This window comes from Arthrobacter alpinus (genome assembly GCF_001445575.1).
GTDB lineage: Bacteria > Actinomycetota > Actinomycetes > Actinomycetales > Micrococcaceae > Specibacter > Specibacter alpinus_C.
In genome coordinates this window covers 2097524-2115779 of the sequence record NZ_CP013200.1, presented here as the reverse complement: position 1 = coordinate 2115779, position 18256 = coordinate 2097524, and the positions used below count along the sequence as shown (strand labels likewise).

Annotated in this window: 10 protein-coding genes and 1 pseudogene; 7 read left to right on the top strand and 4 right to left on the bottom strand. The window is 59.9% G+C overall.

The window, feature by feature from the left end; all coding sequences use genetic code 11:
- Positions 1–267 (bottom strand): hypothetical protein, encoded by a 267-nt coding sequence (locus tag AS189_RS09335; protein WP_062287891.1) that lies wholly within the window; start codon positions 265–267, stop codon positions 1–3.
- 287 nt (positions 268–554) lie between these two features.
- On the opposite strand from AS189_RS09335, the pseudogene AS189_RS20690 reads away from it, so the two are divergent.
- Positions 555–764: pseudogene (locus tag AS189_RS20690) on the top strand (IS3 family transposase); the annotation flags it as partial.
- Between the two features lie 247 nt (positions 765–1011).
- Positions 1012–1905: a type II toxin-antitoxin system HipA family toxin gene (locus AS189_RS09330; RefSeq protein WP_062287887.1), complete on the top strand. Its 894-nt coding sequence runs from the start codon at positions 1012–1014 to the stop codon at positions 1903–1905.
- Here the strand turns inward: AS189_RS09330 and AS189_RS09325 are convergent.
- Positions 1855–2999, bottom strand: a protein-coding gene (locus AS189_RS09325) for an IS3 family transposase (protein ID WP_129587218.1) whose coding sequence is annotated in 2 segments (ribosomal slippage) — positions 1855–2726 and positions 2726–2999 — 1146 coding nt in all. Because the reading frame shifts where the segments join, the coding sequence is not laid out codon by codon here. The genes AS189_RS09330 and AS189_RS09325 overlap by 51 nt on opposite strands.
- Positions 3000–3009: 10 nt before the next feature.
- Here AS189_RS09325 and AS189_RS09315 point away from each other — a divergent pair.
- Positions 3010–4368, top strand: a complete 1359-nt coding sequence (locus tag AS189_RS09315; RefSeq protein WP_062287881.1) for a hypothetical protein — start codon at positions 3010–3012, stop codon at positions 4366–4368.
- 1026 nt (positions 4369–5394) lie between these two features.
- Here the strand turns inward: AS189_RS09315 and AS189_RS09310 are convergent.
- A complete protein-coding gene (locus AS189_RS09310) occupies positions 5395–7980 on the bottom strand; it encodes a DUF4132 domain-containing protein (RefSeq protein WP_082634189.1) in 2586 nt (861 codons plus the stop codon).
- On the bottom strand, positions 7977–8378 hold the full coding sequence (locus tag AS189_RS09305) for a hypothetical protein (RefSeq protein ID WP_082634188.1): 402 nt from the start codon (positions 8376–8378) through the stop codon (positions 7977–7979). The genes AS189_RS09310 and AS189_RS09305 overlap by 4 nt, the downstream gene beginning before the upstream one ends.
- A 1062-nt stretch (positions 8379–9440) precedes the next feature.
- Here AS189_RS09305 and AS189_RS20210 point away from each other — a divergent pair.
- From AS189_RS20210 to AS189_RS09290, 4 genes are all read left to right on the top strand, one after another.
- The gene (locus AS189_RS20210) at positions 9441–9608 is read left to right on the top strand and encodes a hypothetical protein (protein WP_160320808.1); all 168 of its coding nucleotides are present in this window, start codon (positions 9441–9443) and stop codon (positions 9606–9608) included.
- Positions 9605–10312, top strand: a complete 708-nt coding sequence (locus AS189_RS09300; RefSeq protein ID WP_062287871.1) for a cytochrome b N-terminal domain-containing protein — start codon at positions 9605–9607, stop codon at positions 10310–10312. The genes AS189_RS20210 and AS189_RS09300 overlap by 4 nt, the downstream gene beginning before the upstream one ends.
- On the top strand, positions 10309–11262 hold the full coding sequence (locus tag AS189_RS09295) for a hypothetical protein (RefSeq protein ID WP_237760025.1): 954 nt from the start codon (positions 10309–10311) through the stop codon (positions 11260–11262). Before AS189_RS09300 ends, AS189_RS09295 begins: the two co-directional genes overlap by 4 nt.
- A gap of 1407 nt (positions 11263–12669) precedes the next feature.
- Positions 12670–18237 (top strand): Ig-like domain-containing protein, encoded by a 5568-nt coding sequence (locus AS189_RS09290; protein WP_062287865.1) that lies wholly within the window; start codon positions 12670–12672, stop codon positions 18235–18237.
- Positions 18238–18256 lie beyond the last annotated feature (19 nt).

Sequence of the window (18256 nt, the reverse complement as noted above, 5' to 3'; positions counted from 1 at the left end):
CTAGTGATAGGTCGTGTTGAAGGGGTAGAGAGCGAGTGTTGACTTCGGGGTAACATCCGGTTTGATCATTAGACGAATGACTAGATCGAACGCAGTCCCAACGGTACCCGCGTTGGCGCCCATCGAGTCGACGACAAGACCGCCAGCAAGCTCCTTGTATTCAGTCTGTAGCGGCTTCATGTTAGGAAAGGTGACTCGGAGGTATTGACCAATTGAGGTCTTCGGGTCTTTGACGTCCTTGCTGAGGGTCCCTGTTGTGTTGTACATGGTTTGACCATACCTGGGAGGTGTGACATCGAAACGTTCACCTCCGCGCACAGTCCTGCACGAATCGTCAGTGTCTAGATCGCGATTGGCTTGGCAGCCTGGCTGTGGGTGTCTGTGGTCTTGCGTTGCCTGCCAGGGTCGGAGGGTAGTGGTGGATGGGTTCTTTGAAGTCATGGCGGGGCGGGACTTTGTTTCCGGCGTGGAATTGATGGTCTCAAGCGTTGAGGCTCTTCCATCAGACGGAGCGTCCGGTTATGGCGCAGCACCACCGATTATTAGCCGGTTAAAGCAACGACAACGCCCTGGCCGACACAGTAAACAACCATCACAAAACCGAGCTCGTCCGCGGCCTGGCAAGGTCCGGGCCGCAGAAGACAGTCGAGGACCTCGAACTCGCGAAGCCCGGATGGGCGCCCTGGTACAAAACGCAGTGCCTCAACGCCTACCTCGGCGACGTGCCACTTGCCGAGTTCGACGACACGTTCTGTGGTGTCTAGGCCGCCCGCGAAATAACCGGTCGGAATCGAATAACACGAGCTTCAATCAGACCCAGTGCGCCTCAGGCTAGATTGAGGTGTGTCAAGGATCTGGGACAGTTCTGGAGCCGTATTGGTGAAATGATCAACGCATGCTATTACCTACCGTTCCCAGCCCTTTGGGCCGTCTCGACACAACCGCCTCGGGTCGCGCCCTCTACAGTGAAGCCGCTCAAATCCACAGAATTCGCCACCTTTGGATCAAGTGGTGAGTACAAAATTCGAGGTGTTTCTCCATTCTCGCCACGTTGGTGTACTTTCCCGTTCCGATGCAGATCTGTCTTTTCAATACGACGCGGACGTCGTCTCTGAATACGGTGTAAACTCTCCCTGCCTGTCCTTGTCTCTTCCTGTCTCAGACATACCCATCGGCGGGCCGCAAGTATCTCTCTACTTTGACAAACTGTTGCCTGGGGATATTGCCCGATCTAAGCCAACAATAGGTATCACCGGGGCCGTCCAGGTGCGCCCCGCTGGTGAGTTCGCCGAGGCGCTTCCCGAATCGCTCACGTTGACAGATCAGGACCTCGCGATCGCAATCGAGTCCACCGTTATGTTGAGGCGAAATGGAGACGAATGGGCGCTGCCTGGTAACAACTTGCCGGCAACCCATCTCGTCAAGACCGTCAGGCCGTCAGACTACACTGGCCCTCATCTGCTTCCCTCTGAGGAATGGGCCCTTCGAGTTGCCCGAACCGCAGGTCTAAGAGCTGCGGAGGCTTACATTGAGACCCTTGCTGGGCGTGAAGCGCTGATCGTAACGCGATTCGACTTATCCCCCGGCGGCGAAGTCCTGCACAGTGAAGACTTCTTCCAGGCGCTTGCACTTGACGAAGTCGATGTTTTTGAAGAAAGTCAGGCCGGATTACCGTCCCGCCTGACCCGGCTGGTGACCATAGCAGCACCTCACAGCATTGACGAGGAAGAGTTCAAACGCGACTTACTTCGAGCCGTGACCTTCAACTTGTTAATTGGAAACGGGGACGCACACTCAAAAAACTACTCGATCGGGACTGCCCCGGGTTTCATTGACTCTCGGGGTTTAGTGTTTCTAGGCGGCTTCGAGGCCGGTATTCATTGTCTCAAACTCGATCGGTGTTAGCCGGCCAAGTCGTCGTTGTCGGCGTTTCCGGTGGTAGGTTTTCTCGATCCAGGTCACGATTGCCAGCCGCAGTTCCTGCCGCGTGGACCAGCGCTGCCGGTCCAGAACGTTCTTCTGCAGCAGCGCAAAAAATGACTCCATGGCGGCATTGTCAGCACACGCACCCACCCGCCCCATCGACCCAGTCAGCCCGTTGCTCTTCAGGGTCCGGACGAAGGCGTTGGAACGAAATTGAGAGCCACGATCCGAATGCACCACCGCCCCCTGTGGCGACCTTAGCGACACCGCGTTGCGCAGAGCTGCAACGGCCAGAGACGCCTTCATGCGTGAATCAATCGAGTAGCCGACAATTCGATTCGAATGCACGTCCTTGATTGCGCACAGGTACAGCTTGCCCTCATCGGTGCGGTGCTCGGTGATGTCCGTCAACCACAGCCGGTTGGGTGCCGTTGCGGTGAAGTCCCGCTTGACCAGGTCGTCATGGACGGGCGGGCCCGCTTTGCGCGTCAGGCCGCGTTTCTTGGCGAACACGGACCAGATTCGCTGGCTGCTGCACAGGCGCTGGACCCGGTTCTCACCCGCAGCCAGTCCCTGGTCCTTCAACTCGTCAGCAATGAACCGGTACCCGAACGCCGGGTCGTCGCGATGGACATCTAGCGCGGCGTTGATCAGATGCGCATCAGCCCAATCCCGGTCCGTCACCGGAGCCGCCTTCCATGCGTAGAAGGCTTGCTTGGAGAAGCCGAGCACCCGGCAGGCCACCGCGACGGGGACTCCGTCCGCGGCAAGATCAAGGACCAGCGGGAACGTCATTTTGGGGGCAGCTCCCGGGCGAAGAACGCTGCGGCCCGACGCAGGATCTCATTCTCCTGCTCCAGCAGCCGGATGCGTTTCTTCACATCCCGCAGCTCGGCCGCCTCAACAGCGCTTACACCCGGGCGGGTGCCGTCCTCGATATCGGCTTTCTTGAGCCAGTTATGCAGAGTGGCCTCGGAGATCCCGAAATCCCTAGCGATCTGAGCGATCGGTGCTTCATGCTTGCGAGCCACGGAAACAACATCGCGGCGGAACTCGGCGGGAAAAGGCTTAGGCATATCAATATCCTTGCTGCAAGGAACGTATCCTCACAAGTCAGGAGTCAAGCAAAGCCGGGGCAGTCCCATCCTCATCGGCAAGGGCGGGGAAATTATGCTATCCCCGCTCTACGATACGGCACCGACATTTCTACTATTCGAAGCCACGACCAACGCGGGCCATGCCCTCGATGGACAGAGCTCCCTGACGAAGCTGACTCTTGAGCACGTTATCCTCGAAGGCGTCGCATGGGGACTGAACCATGAAGACGCCAGGGAAACGGCTGTAGCTGTCCTTGAATCGGCAGCGGAGGCCGCGGCGACACAGCCGGCTCATGCCCAGGCTGCTGAGCTTGAGCCGCTTTCTACCCGGGTCACCTTCCTTGACCCGCCCGGCACCGAGATGTACGAGTCTGTGAAGCTTTGGAGAGAGTGGGGTGTCCCATTCACTGACGCAAGTGCAAGAACCGTTCAATCCGGAGGCCCGTTCGCCGGCGAAGTCAACGAAGAGTCGCTGTTGAGTGTCATGCTCGCGGAGGGCTCTCGTCGCCCGGACCTCCTTCTTCGAGTCGTCGACACCGACGGAGCGACCAAAATTTCGATTCCACTTACTGGAGTCACTGCGACGAGTGGGGCGTCAACAGGCTGGATGCGACTGCATGCAACCACGCCTGCACAACTACTTACATTCGAGTTGCGGGACGACAAGAATGGCAAAAACCCCAAGGTTAATTTCGCAGTCGGCAATGTCGACGGAAACGATCCAGCAGACGTGCTCGCCGAGATTGAGTTGATTTCTTCTATCGATCCTGCTGACAGCTTCTTCATTGAGATGATGACCGGCGCGCAGATGCTGAAGGGAGGAGGCCTGACGACTCCCTCGTCACTCTTGACTCACTATCGACCAGTCGCGGCGGGTCTGGTCTCCCTCCAGGCGAGTGCCACGATGAATCTTGTCATGCCCGACATTATGGAAATGCTACTTGGCCAGTTCGCACGTTTCGAGTCCTTCGTCGCCATTTATGGAGGAAAAGCGCACATCGGTAAGTGGCAGGAGATTTCGATGACCATTCCTGAAGACGCTACCCCCGAACAGATCGAGGCGGCAAAGAGTGAAATTCGAGCAGTCTCTCGCGGCGAACACTCTCCAGTCGCGATCGAACAACCGACAATCTCGTTGGCGGACCGGTCATTCGTCCTCGCTCGACCGATCGTTACTAGCCGAGTTTCTTTCACGCCGGTCGACGACGCGGTCATCGATGCACTTGGCCCAGGCGGAACCGTAGTAGTAACTCCGGGTGCGGATGATTCAGTAATCACGGCAGCAGTGGCCGGCTGGACCCCTGATACGCAGATCCGCGACCTGCCGTTGAATCCCGAAGTCCCCTGAACGAGGAACCATCAAGCAATCTCATATTCGTGGTTTAGACGTTTCGCCGCAGTGAACATTTGGCATCACCTTGTCCCGGCCTTGAGGCGTAAAATGGTGAGAACAGTTGGCGGCGTACGCTGCGTCGTGGCCAAACTTTGACAAGCCTCTTTCTACGACAATGGGCGCCAATTCCAAAAAGAATATCGGGAGCGAAAAGTCTCCACTCCCCTTTTACTCCCCCTTTTCAACCAAGAACTACGGCAATACGCGACATGCCATAGCCTTCGGAAACAACGAAGTACCGCGGAAACACGCGGATTTTGGCAATCAGCGATAACAGGCAAAATCCAGATGGCTAGATTCTCTTGGTCGCTGGTTCGATTCCAGTCCGGGGCACAAAAAGAACCTCTGACCTGCGGTTTTACTGTTTCAACAGGGCGCGGCGAGGGATAGAATCACGTTCTATTCACGTTTTTGATCGAAAAGTTGCTCACGCTTTTGGCTTACTTAGGGCCGATTCAGCCTCCGATTGTCGTCACGTTTTTCAATCTACGGGCAGAATAATCGCGGGAATCCGCGGTTTTTCAAGGCCAGTCCTGCTTTGGCCGGAGGCTCCTAAATATTGGCCCTCCGATCGTCCTACTCCCGGCACTGACGACCATCGGTTAGCCAAGAACTTCCCTCGAGACTGCAAGCATCCCAGCGCGGCAGATTCGATCATCCAGCTCTCGCAATTCGGCGATACTGCCGTGGACCACCAGCCCAACGACGTGCTGTGGCAGATCCATCCCAACGCAATTGCCTTCCCGCCAGCCAGACTCTCAACTCGTCCTACAAGGGGAACTTTGGGCTCTGCGGGACGCCTCTCAACAATCCGAAAGCGGATCCTCTGCAGTGCGCTAATACACCATCGAGCGTTCGCAAAGTACGAAGCGATCAAATCCTCACTTAGACGACCTTTATCGCTGTTCGATCTCGTCCCGAAGGACCGGCAGTCCACTCACAGCTATGAAGGTGCCGAACCCGATCGGCCCCGGCCTACCCTCAAGAGCCTGTCGTCCTTGGCCGGGCTCCATGAATTTGGCTGAGGATGGATGGATCCGTGATCCTGTGGTCGTTCATGAGCATGAAGGCCTTGGATAGGATCGTTCCCAATCTCCCAGCCCTTTCCTCGAAGGGCAGGAAGATGCGTTCGGACCGCGCTCTGGGCGCTTGCACGATGCATAGATACGAATCGTCAGGTTCCATCAGGATGTTCCCCGATCCGAGATGGATCTTGTACGAGCGATAGGTGCCGCGCACGATGAGATGGCGGTCGGTCAGCTGGCAGCATGCGGACAAAATCGTGTGGGGAAGGATTTTGCTTAGATACTCATGGCGCACCTGCGCGGATTCCGAGAGTGCCGCTGTGTGCGAAGCGCTCCAGTATTCCCTGACTTGGCCGTTCGGATGGTCGGTCCAGTCCGGGTCCGGTGCGATTGCAGCCACTGAGGTAAATAGGTCAACGTCACGCATCGCTTCGCTGAATGCCCCACGCGGTACATCATTCAGGTCTACGGACTCCCAAGTGTCCGGGGCAATGAGTCGCTCGAACCATAACCTGTTGGTTGAGCACAGGGATGCGCGGTCTTCGTCGAGCTCGAGAAGTTCGATACTGAACCCCGCCCTGAGCCGCTCATCGGCGAACTCAACATACAGCTGGGTGTCCTGCCCGCCGTCCCAAGGTCCCAGTTGTGTGCCATGCCAGCCGCGCTCCTTCACAATGGCCTGCATCCGCGGATAATCAAGGACGTGTGCCGCGAACCGGTTGGAGTACTGTCTGGTCTCTCGCTCAGCGGGCGTCAGCAAATAGAGTTCCCGGTATACCTGCCTGAACGGTTGCCTTAGCCGGTGCTCGATGAGATATGAGCGCCAGGAGCGCACTTCCCCGGTACTCCGTTCCCAAGGTTTCCAAAGCACGACGACGGCGTCGTCGGCGATACGGTGTGCCTTGCCTTCCGCATCAACCAGTTCCCAGCTGATAGCGCCGTCTGCACGCCGAGGGTACCCAGAATTTTCGCTTTCCTGCGAGGTGATGGTCCACAGCAGGCCGCGCGCGATGGTTCCAACGACAGGGTGTTCCAGGTAGCGGCTCCGGAAGTCGGCGCCTGTCCACACTCGGTCGTAAGCCATGAGCCGTTCGATCCGGCGACACTGGCTGGCCAAGACATTCCTTGCTTCGCTTATCGCCCGTTTTACAGTGTCCCGCTCCGGGGTGTTCTTTAGCTTGGCCGGCTCCGGCACTGGTTCGTCACCCACAGTGAACCAGGTCAGAGCTACTGCGGGCCCCCTTGCTCCCTGAGTGAGCGCAACCCTTGCCGTGTACCCGTCGATTGCGAAGGTTTTGGCGCCCTCCGAATCCAGTCCCAGATCAGGAACGGCTGTTTCCAGCAGCTCCGAGGGAGTGATACCTCGTTCAGCGGAGAGCTGGTCGACGACTTTGACAAGGCGTTTGTGCAGGTTCTTGTTTTTGACCACATCCCGGATCCGGGTCAGAGCGCCGACGACTTCCGTGGTGGCGTCCACATGGCTCCTGGCGATCTCCAGCAGCACTTCCACCCCGGCGTTGGCCCCGGTTGTGGAACGGCAGAGTCCGTTCCTGCCGTTGTGGCCGGCCCCCAAGTAGGCGGCCGCATCACGAATGAGGCTGATATCTGCGGGCGCATCCGGCTGGAGGGCAAGCAGCCAGAGGGATGCGCGCAGGATTGCCCCGGAGTGCGGGGTAAGGCATGAGATCTCGCCACGGTCCGCCGTCGGTGTCCGGTCCGCAGCCAAGCCGACCAGAGCGCGGGCGACCAGCAGTACCGCGGGCTGCTGCGCGACGTGCGTTTCCGCGGCTCGTTTCCACTTCATCGTGGGCTTCGGGCCGGTCAGCTCGCTCATGAAGAGAAGCAGGTGGGCGGATTGGTATTCGGGCATGATAGGCCGGATGACCATGCTTACCTGCGGGCCGATGTCGTCCCTATCTGTCACGTATTGCAGCGGGATGCGGCCGTCTTCTTTGTCGTCCTCAAGCAGCAGTTCATTGAATTTTCGGACTTCCAGATGGAGCCCTGGCCCTTCAGGGAAGTCAACGAGCAGCATTTCTTCCATCCGGCGGGTCGCCGTTGGGATTTTCCGGCGTTCAGCGGGCTCCAGCGAGGCGATCGGCCCGTGAAAAGCATTGCGCCAAGACGGAAAAATGTAGCGGGAGTAAGGCACGTGGGACAGCATCCAGTCGAGCTCCTCGGCGTCCCAGCCCAGCGGCGCGAGCCCCGAAAGGACAAGTAGTGCTTGCACGATCGGCGGCGGCATGTGCTTAAGGCCGTCGGGGATCCCCAGCGGTTCGTAGTATCTTTCAGCGATGCCATATCTGTGCTCGTGCACATGATTGAAGGTGAGCGCGAATGCACACTTAAGGCCGATTGGTTCGAGCTGCTCTAGGTAGCGAGCGAACCGCTGCTGGTACTCGTCTCGGTCCAGACCTCCCGGGATCCAATCCGAATACCGAGCCTCAAGGAATCCCACCAACTGATCACGTTGCTCCTCTGCAAGCATGCGCAGGCTTTCGGGCATTGCAATGCGCCCCATTGCTTCGGCCATGCCGCTCATCCGCCGACCAGTGGTATGAGCTTGATGAAGGTGGCTTCGGTAGCCTTCAGGACGTCAATCTCATCCGAGAGGTTGCAAACTTGCCGGTCGTCCACCAGCACGAAGAATGCATTCCGTTCGAAACCCCTCACCGCTGTGTCAGCCTGCTGCTCCCAGTTCACGGCCTTTCGGCTGGAGTCATGTCGGCCGTGAGCGTTGAACTCGCGCTCAGTGGCGGAGAGTTCGATCAGTCTGCCGAATTTAGCAGTGCCGTGCGCGTTGTGGCGTGCGACTTCCTCACGCACGCGCCACCGAATCAGTTCCTCCATTGTGATGACGTCCGGCAGGCCGGACAGCTCAGGCAGCTCCGACGCCCCAGCTCCGGGCAGTCTCTCATCACACATTCGCAATGTAGCCATAAAGGTCCTCACCGTTCGACTGGGTATTTTCTGCATTCTATGGGACGGGTGAGACAGGCCAGAAATATACCCGCTTCTGGTGATCCTTCGCGAACCCAGCCCCACCTGCAGGCGTCCGTATTCACTCGGCTCCGCCCACGAAGAAATGTGACGGGTACACCTCTGACGGAGATCCGTTGGAGAGCAGAACACGTCCCGCCTGATAGCAAAGGCGGGGCAACGTCAGGAAACTGATGAGCTTGCTACTATTCCGAGCTTCTACTGATCGATCGTTATTCTTCGGCCCAATCGCACCAAGTGCGCCGTTCCGTGGTCCTCGGCTGCCGCTGCCCGCAAGCAGGTCCCTCACCAGACAATTTGTGCCCTGACCTCCTCTTTTGATTTAGCAGCTCACGGAGTGTCCGTTTGGCCCGTCCGGTGACCTGTCCCGGTGAACGGGCGAGATACGAAACGGTTCTTGCCTCTCACGGATTCGCGTTCCGCGAACCTATTTTGAGTTCGCAGTTTAACGTCTCAAATCGATCGCATTTCATACGGCCTCTACTCTATTGTCGGTTCCGCTAACAGGGTGAATTTGACCGACTTTCCATCCATTCGTAACCAGTGACATGCCAACGACCATGCCGATGAACCTGCAAACCGCCGTCAGACAGCAGCTCCGGCGCTACGCTGCAAGGCCTCGTCACGTTTTACTCACGTTTTTGAACGAAAGACACCCGCAGATCATGGCATATCGAAGGACTCCACTGGCCTGAATTTCCCCAGAAATTGGAGGTTTTTGGCGACTACCGATGTCTGTCGGCATGAGAATCCTGAGTTTCTCTTGGCCGCCGGTTCGAGTCCGGCCCGGGGCACAAAAGAAGTGGCTTTGACCTGCGGTTTTACTGTTTCTGCCAAGCCAGGCCATTGAACTGAAGTCCTCTGGGAACTAACGGTTTTTGACGGTCATCGGGGGCTTTTGGCATGAGAGTCCTGAGTTTCTAACGACACCCGCAAGCAAACCTACTACCATATAAGTGATACCAAAGCCAATTTCCAACCATTGCCAGAATAGAGAATCACATGGGTGGCTTGCTTAGCGCTGCTTCATCCTCGATCAACCCTGGAACCTATCTTGACTGGGGGGATGTGAGCATCCAGTTGGGTAACTTGATCGTCATTGTGGTAATGCTCGTCCTGTTCGGCTTGGCGCTGATGCTGCCGTTTCCCGGAGGACGGGAAAGGAAATGAACGCCCACCAGAACCCCTCGCCAGATCCGGAAGTGGAGGGGACCGGGGCCTACACATGGACCGGCAAATCCCGACGCTGGTTCCTGAAGCATCTTCCCCCGGACAAACTGTTGCCGGAGGACCAACCGAGCTACGTCGCCTCCTGGGCCTACGTCTTCGGGATGGGCGCCGTTGCCGGGCTGGTCTTCATCATCGGCTCCGGGGTAGTGCTCAGCCTCAACGGACCCCAGTGGTACCACGTCTCCTCCCTGGGTCACTTTGTGAACAGCGTGCACCTGTGGAGCGTCGAACTGTTCTTCATGTTCATGGTCGTCCACCTGTGGATCAAGTTCTGGATGGCGGCCTGGCGTGGAGGGCGCTTGCTGACCTGGATCACCGGCATGGTGGCATTCCTTGTCTCCATCGTGACAGCGTTTACCGGCTACCTGCTGCAGACGAACTTCGACTCCCAGTGGATTGCCTTTGAAGCGAAAGACGCCCTGAATTCCGTCGGCATCGGGGCATGGTTCAACGTAGCCAACCTGGGCCAGATCTTCATGTGGCACATCATGCTGCTGCCCCTGGCTGTCGGCGCCGTGGTCGCACTGCACGTCGTGATGGTGCGAGCCCATGGTGTGGTCCCTCCCTTGGATGCGGCCGAAACCGACGCGCAGCTGCGAGACGCAACCACCGGTGGTACTGACACGGAGGTGAAACAGCCATGACCAGGACCCCATCCCCGATGTCGTGGCGGAAAGGCGACAACATCGCCGGGCGGCCTTGGCACGGACGTGTCCGGGACTACGACCTGTTCAAGGAACTCACCATTGGCCTCGTCGTCGTTGGCCTTATGGTGGTCTGCCTCTCGGCAATTTTCAGTTCCCCGGACGATCCGGGGGTGACATTGAAATCATGGGCCACGGCGGCGCCGTCGGACTTCGTCGCGACCGCAACCGCCGAATTGGGCGGGACCAGCGACACGGCAGGCTACGGCCCGCCCTACAACGCGACGCCCGATGCCACACAAAAGCTCGGGTTCATCGACCTGCAGGCCCTCTCCGGCGTGCGCCTTCCAATTGACACGGCCAACGACTTCGTCATCAATCCACTCAAGACCCTGCCCAGCCCACCGCCGGCTCTGACTGTCTGGACCACCGCCACCGCCGATCAACAGGCAAAATGGACGGCCGATTACACCACCGCACTGGCCGCCTCACCCAACGGCGACCCGGCACACGTCGCCAGAGGCAACTACGGGCCCGTCCCTGCCTTGACAGGGGCATTGCTGGCCATGGCCAGCAAGGGAAATCTTGACGGAGTCCTTCAAAATGGGGGGCAGCCGTACAATCTGGACTACACACCCACCATCCTGTTCCTCGGCGACGGCGGCTATTTTTCCAATCTGGCCACCACAGCGCACCTGACGGGAGACCAATGGGGGGTAATGAATGAAACAGGGAACACCCCGGGGCAGTCTTGGCTGTGGCTCTTCTCGTTCTTTTACCAGATCCAGCCATTCAAGTCCTCACCCAATGCCGACATCCTGGTGGTCTCAGTCATGCTGATCCTCTCGCTGGCGCTGACCGTGCTGCCGTTCATTCCCGGGCTGCGTTCCATTCCCCGCAAGATCCCCGTCCACCGCCTCATCTGGAAGGACTACTACCGGAACCGGTGAAACGGGGCGCGAACGGGGCTCGGCAAGGTGTGCACGGTGCATCGTGCATAAGGTTCTTTGGGAACGCTCAGTTTGCTGGCAAGCCGACTGCGTGCATCGACCGTATCTGCAATTAGAGGACAGGGTATTACCAAGGTTTGCTTGACATCGGATTTGTACGGCCAATAGCAAACCAACCAGTCGCGAATCGTTCCACGTAGAAGACTTCTATCCGTTCGCTGTTTAGATCACGAAAATGATCCAAATTCACGCCGACCGGAACGACAAATCGGAGACATACCGTCGTCAGAATTGTTGATATTCACACTCATACCCCGCCCACACACAAACGGACCACAAGCACGTTTCACGGCCGCCACCGGCCGGACTGAAACCTCGGCCAAGACAACATAGATTTTGCAACCCGACAGTGTGGGAGTCCGACCACTGTTCTTGGCCGTAAGCGAAACACCAATTGGAATCCAAAAGGTGTCACACGGTCACCGGCAACTTGCCCAGACAACGGTTTCGCAATCCCAAGGAACGGGCATCCCTCGACTCAATCCTGAGGCATAAAATTGTGAGAACAGCTGCCGGCAGGCGCCGCTCCATGGCAATGCTCTGGCAAGCCTGTTTTTACGGAATTGGACGCCCAAACCAAAAGTCCGTCGGGAGCGAAAAGCATGCACTCCCCTTTTCTACCAAGAACTATGGCAAAGAACGACATACCACGACCTTCGGAAACACCGATGTAGCGGGGAAACACGCGGATTTTGGCAGCCAACGGAAACAGGCAGAATCCAGAGGGTGAGATTCTCTTGGCCGTGGACTCAATTCCTGCCCGGGGCACCGCCCGGGGCACAAAATGTGGCTCTGATCTGCGGTTTTACTATTTTGCCGGGTGCACCGAAGTGTCATATCACGTTCTACTCACGTTTTTGGGCGAAAATTTGGTCATTGTTTTGGCATGTTCGGGGTGGATTACGACTCCATTTGACGTCACGTTTTTCAATCCGCGGACTGGAACCTGCCGACAGTGGTTACGACGATATCCGTGAGAAGTACGGAACATTTGATCGCCATGTCTGTCGTCGCGCATTCACATGCGTCTGTCGTCGGCGTCGATACTCACGCCCAGCATCCAACTCCACGTCCATGTCATCTCTGCACCAACAGCGCCTGCGGACAGAATGTCGCACCAATAGCCAAGGACAGGTTAGTCAGACAGCCGACAAGCTGTGGCCCCCGAAACATCGCGCTTCATGAAAGCTCGAGGCCAGATGACACTTATGTCATAAACGGCACGTCTTGGACATCGACGGGTGCACACTCTTCACATAGATCCCGCAATCCAGCGCACCGTCTGTTAGGGGAACCATCATGCAACCATCTGTCAGCCACCCCCTCCGTCAGGCCCCGAGGAGGCGCTTGGCCCGGCCGGCCATCATCGCGACGCTCGCCCTGCTGGTCAGCATCATCGGACCGTTGGGAGGGATGAACAAGAGCTCCAGCCCCGATGTCGCTGCGGCCGCGGTCCCCTCGAGCGCCACCGACGTGACGAAGGTGCCGCACTACTTCGGCCCCTACCCCAACTGGGCGAACAGCCCGCAGACGTTGGCTGACGCGATGGTGAAGATCAGCGTCGGGACACCGACCCCGGTCCTGTACGGCAACCCGCTGACCAAGCGCACGTACGCGACCGACTATGCGAAGCCCACTGGTGAAATAGGTCCGGTGCTGGTGGTGCTTGACCATACCAAGCTACCCGCCGGAACCCTCAACGACTTCCAGAGCTGGAACCAGGGCATCGCCGGTGCGAGTCCCACCCCCTCTGCGGGCAACATCTTCCACGCGCTGGTGCTGCGACCAACCGGCACCGCGGGTGAATACACGGTCGTCTACGCCAGCGACGAGCTGAAGGTGCCGACACCAACCGTGGAGAGCGGAGAGGTTCAGACCTATGCCGCACCAGCTGTCACGGTCCAGAAAGACGATGTGATCGGCTTTTACGGACAGGGCATACCGGTCGACACAGACGTCCCCGCCAACGGCGACACCTTGAGCACTCCGGCAAGCGGGGACACGACGCTGGCCACCAACGTCGCGCCTGCCAAGGACAGTACTGTCAAGCTCGGTGCATCCAACTATCCGGACTTCTCCCACGACCGCACCTACTCCTTTGGGGCGGACGTCACACCGACCGTCACCGACCCGGGCACAGGCGCGGAAGCTACTGCCTCAGTCGATCCAAAGACGGGGGCCATCTCCGGTGTCACCGTAACCAGCCCCGGTGCCGGCTACGCAGTTCCCCCGACGGTGGAGATCACCACCGGCGGAGTCACCCCCACCACGGTGGCCAAGGCCACCGCAAAGATCGCCACCGGCGTCATCACCGGCATCGACGTCAATGAAACAGGCTACGGATTCACCGCTCCCGCCGTGACCCTAGCGGGCGGGAACCCCACGGCAGGCTCCGAGGCGCATGCACTGGCCAGCGGGACCGTCGACAACCTGAAGCTGACCGACGGCGGCAACGGCTACCAGTCCCAGCCGCTGGTAAACATCTCCAAGCCTGACCTTGCCGACGGCGTGCAGGCCACTGCCAGTGCGGCGATGGACGCCAACGGTGTGGTCACCGGCGTCGACATTGCCAACGCCGGTAGCGGGTACACCACCGCCCCGACCGTGACCGTCACCGATGCCAGCAAGACCGCTCCCACCCAAGCGGCCAAGGTTGAGGCCACCATCGGCGTCACCCGCATCGATGTCACCGACGGCGGTGCCGGCTACGACTCGGCACCGACCGTGACGATCGCCGACACAGTAGGCACGGCCGACAAGGGCGCCAGCGCCACCGCCAGGGTGGCAGTCAAGGGCTCGGTCACCGACATTGTGGTCACCACCCCCGGAGCGGGCTACCTGACGCCGGGGATCAAGAAGTTCGTCGACACCCTTCCCGGCCAGGGCGAAGCCAACGCCAACGACTTGGGCCAGTACATCCCGGTTGCAGTGCCCGACACCACCACCTACCCCGGCACCGACTACTACGAGATCGCGGTTGTGCAGTATCGGATGAAGTTCCACCGCGACCTGCCGGCCACCCTGCTTCGCGGGTACGTCCAGCTCTCGACCGGTGTCGTCCCTGGCAAGAAAGTTGCCCTCGGCAACGCCAACCTCGACCCGTCCCTGCCCGACAGCCCGATCAGCTTCACCGGTGTGGACAAGCCGCACTACCTGGGCCCTACGATCGTTGCCACGAAAAACAAGCCCGTCCGAGTGCTGTTCCGCAACCTGCTGCCAACTGGTGTGGATGGCGATCTATTCCTCCCCGTCGACACCACGGTGATGGGTGCCGGCGCCGGCCCCGAGATGATGACGCTTGATCCCGTCACCAAGGTCCCTGTGGACATGGCGGCGGACGAGAAGAGCGTCCTAGACGGCGTGCGCAACCCGATGTGTGGCGAGACGCCGAAGCCGACAACCTGCTACTCGGAGAACCGTGCCACATTGCACCTGCACGGTGGCATCACCCCGTGGATCAGCGACGGCACACCGCACCAGTGGGTCACCCCGACCGGTGAGAACACCGCGTACCCGAAGGGTGTCAGCGTCAGCAACGTCCCGGACATGCCGGACCCCGGTCCCGGAGCAGAGACGTTCTTCTACACGAACCAGCAGAGTGCGCGGATGATGTTCTACCACGACCACTCGTGGGGTATCACGCGGCTCAACGTATACGCCGGCGAGGAAGCCGGGTACATGATCACCGACGAAACGGAGCAGAAGCTGATGGCTCCCGGTGGAGCCCTGGAAGGGCTCGGCATGGGGACCTCGCTCACCATCCAGGACAAGACCTTTGTGCCGAGCGCGACTCGGATGGCCCAGCTCGACCCGACCTGGGACGCGAAGAAGTGGGGCGGTGAGGGGAACCTCTGGCAGCCGCACGTCTACATGCCCGCGCAGAACCCCGGTGACCCCAGCGGCATGAGCGCGTTTGGCCGCTGGTTCTACGGCCCCTGGTTCTGGCCGCCGGCCAAGGACGCCAAGTACCCGCCCATGGCCAACCCCTACTACGACCCCGCTTGCGACGCGAATGTGGCTGACTTCTGCGAGCCGGCCCTGATCCCGTCGACACCGAACAATTCGGTCGGCATGGAGGCGTTTCACGACACGCCGATCGTGAACGGCACCGCCTACCCAACGACGACCATGGACCCAAAGTCGTACCGGTTCCGGATCCTCAACGGCTCTGACGACCGGTTCTGGAACCTTTCCTGGTACGTCGCCGATCCCGCCACCGGCACCGAGGTCGCGCTGAAGTCCAGCGAGGTCGCCATGGCGCAAACCGACCCGGTCGTCACACCAACACCGGACACCGCCAAGAGCCCCAAGGGCCCCAACTGGATTCAGATCGGCAACGAGAGCGGCTTCCTGCCAACCCCGGCAGTGGTCCCCGCCCATGAGACAACATGGATCACCGACGCGACCAGGTTCGACGTCGGCAACGTGGACCAGCATTCGCTGCTGCTCGCGCCGGCCGAACGGGCCGACGTGATCGTAGACTTCTCCGCCTACAAGGGGAAGACGTTGATCCTGTACAACGACGCACCGGCGGCGTTCCCGGGCCGGATTCCCGGCTACGACTACTACACCGGAGGACCGGATATGTCCCCTGGTGGCGCTCCCACAACCCTGCCCGGCTATGGGCCCGACACCCGGTCAGTCATGCAGGTCAAGGTTGCCAACACCGCACCGGCGCTGGCCTTCGACCGGCCCAACACAACAGCTGACCAGATGGGCAAGCTGATGGCTGCGTTTGACCACCACACCGACGCCGCCGGCAAGCCCGCCGGGGTCTTCGAGTCCAGCCAAAATCCGATCGTGGTCGGCCAGTCCGCCTACAACCAAGCTTACGGAACGAGCTTCGTCGGCAATGGGTACTGCAATACGGCCACCAACCCCGCAGCCAAATGCGACGGCTTCGCACGGATCGCCGAACAAGGAGGAGACAAATTCAAGTTCGACACACTCTCGGGCTCCCAGCTCAGCATTCCCATCGAGGGCAAGAGCGTGCACGACGAGATGAACTCAGCGAACTTCGACGAGTGGGGACGGATGAGCGGCAACATCGGATTGGAGGCGCCAGGAGCAACCCCGCTGCTGCAAAACGTGATCCTCTATCCGTTCGTCAACCCTGCCACGGAACTGTTGGACGGCACCAAGGGGACCAACAGCCTCAACGTGACCCCAATCTCCACCAGCGCTGACGGCACACAGATCTGGAAGATCACCCACAACGGCGTTGACACCCACCCGCTGCACTTCCACCTCAACGACGTCCAGCTGTTGAATAGGGTCACCTGGGACAACATCATCATCCCGCCCGAACCTAACGAACTCGGCTGGAAAGATACAGTGCGCGTCAGTCCCTTGGAGGACACGATCGTGGCGGTCCGGCCCATCCTGCCGAAACTCCCGTTCGCCATCCCAGACAGCAATCGGCCGCTAAACCCCATGATGCCGCTGGGCGCCAAGGGCTCCACGACTGGACCGAACGGGTCCGAAGCCGGCTTCAACAACACCGACACCAACGGCAACCCGATCACCCCGATCAGCAACAACATGACCAACTTCGGCTGGGAGTATGTGTGGCATTGCCACATTCTCAGCCACGAGGAGATGGACATGATGCGGCCCATCTCGGTCAGCACACCCCGCACACTGCCAGACGCCCCGGTGGTTAGCTTCACCCGAGCTACAAGTGAGGTGATGCTGAGTTGGACCGACGGGACCCCGGTTTCGATCACCAATCCCGCCACCTGGGGCAGTGCAAAGAACGAGATCGGCTACAAGATCGAGCGTGCACCCCTGACCAACGGCACGGTCGGGGCCTACGCCCAGTTCGCCACCACACTGGCAAACGTCACCACCTACACCGACAAGACCGCCGGGACCGGGCAGTATGCCTACAGGGTCACGGCGTGGAATGCGGCCGGGAACACGGTGTCCGCACCTCTGCTCACCGCATCCACCACACCGAAGGTGACCGGCAACAGCCCCGCACCCGGAGCAACCGGGGTGGCGGGCAATGTACGGCCGACTGTCACGTTCAATGAAGCCGTCACCGGTATCAGCAACACTACGTTCACGTTGAAGCAAGGCACCACGGTAGTTCCGGCGTCGGTGGCCTACAGCACGGCGACGCGGACGGCCACCCTCACCCCCACGGCGGCACTGGCGGCGGACAAGACCTATACGCTCTCGTTGACCACGGCCATCAAGAGCGTCTCGGGCGGCCCGCTCGCGGCGACGGCCTGGACCTTCATCACCGGTCCTGTGCCGACGGTCACCACCACCAACCCCGCTGCCGGAGCCACCGGCGTCGGGCTGGGAACGGCCACCACGCGGACCCCACTGAGTGCAACATTCAGCGAAGCCGTGACGGGCCTGCCCACCACCGCAGCCAGCACACCCAACTTCACCCTGAAGCTGGGGACGGCCACCATCGGGTCGAAGGTGAGCTACAACGCAACCACCCGGGTCGCCACGCTCACACCGGACGCCCCGCTGGTCAGTGACAGGACCTACACCCTGACCCTGAGCAGCGCAGTCAAGGACGTGGCCGGCAACCCGCTGGCCGCCAAGACCTGGACGTTCGTCACCGGACCCATCCCAGTCGTCACGGCTCGCACCCCGGCGGTCAACGCCACCAGGGTCAGCCGGACGGCGAACATCACCGCAACATTCAGCGAGGCTGTCACCGGCCTGCCAAGCGCGGCCGCGGCGAGCGGGAACTTCACCATCAAGCGCACGTCGACCGGAGCCGCGTTCACCTCAGTGGTCAGCTACTCCGGCACCACCAGAGTGGCAACGCTCAACCCGACCGGCACCCTGCTGGCCAACACCCAGTACACCGTCACCCTCAGCAGCGGAATCAAGGACACCGCTGGCAACCCGCTAGTACCCGTCACCTGGAGCTTCACGACAGGCAACTAGCATCCACCGCACCATGCAA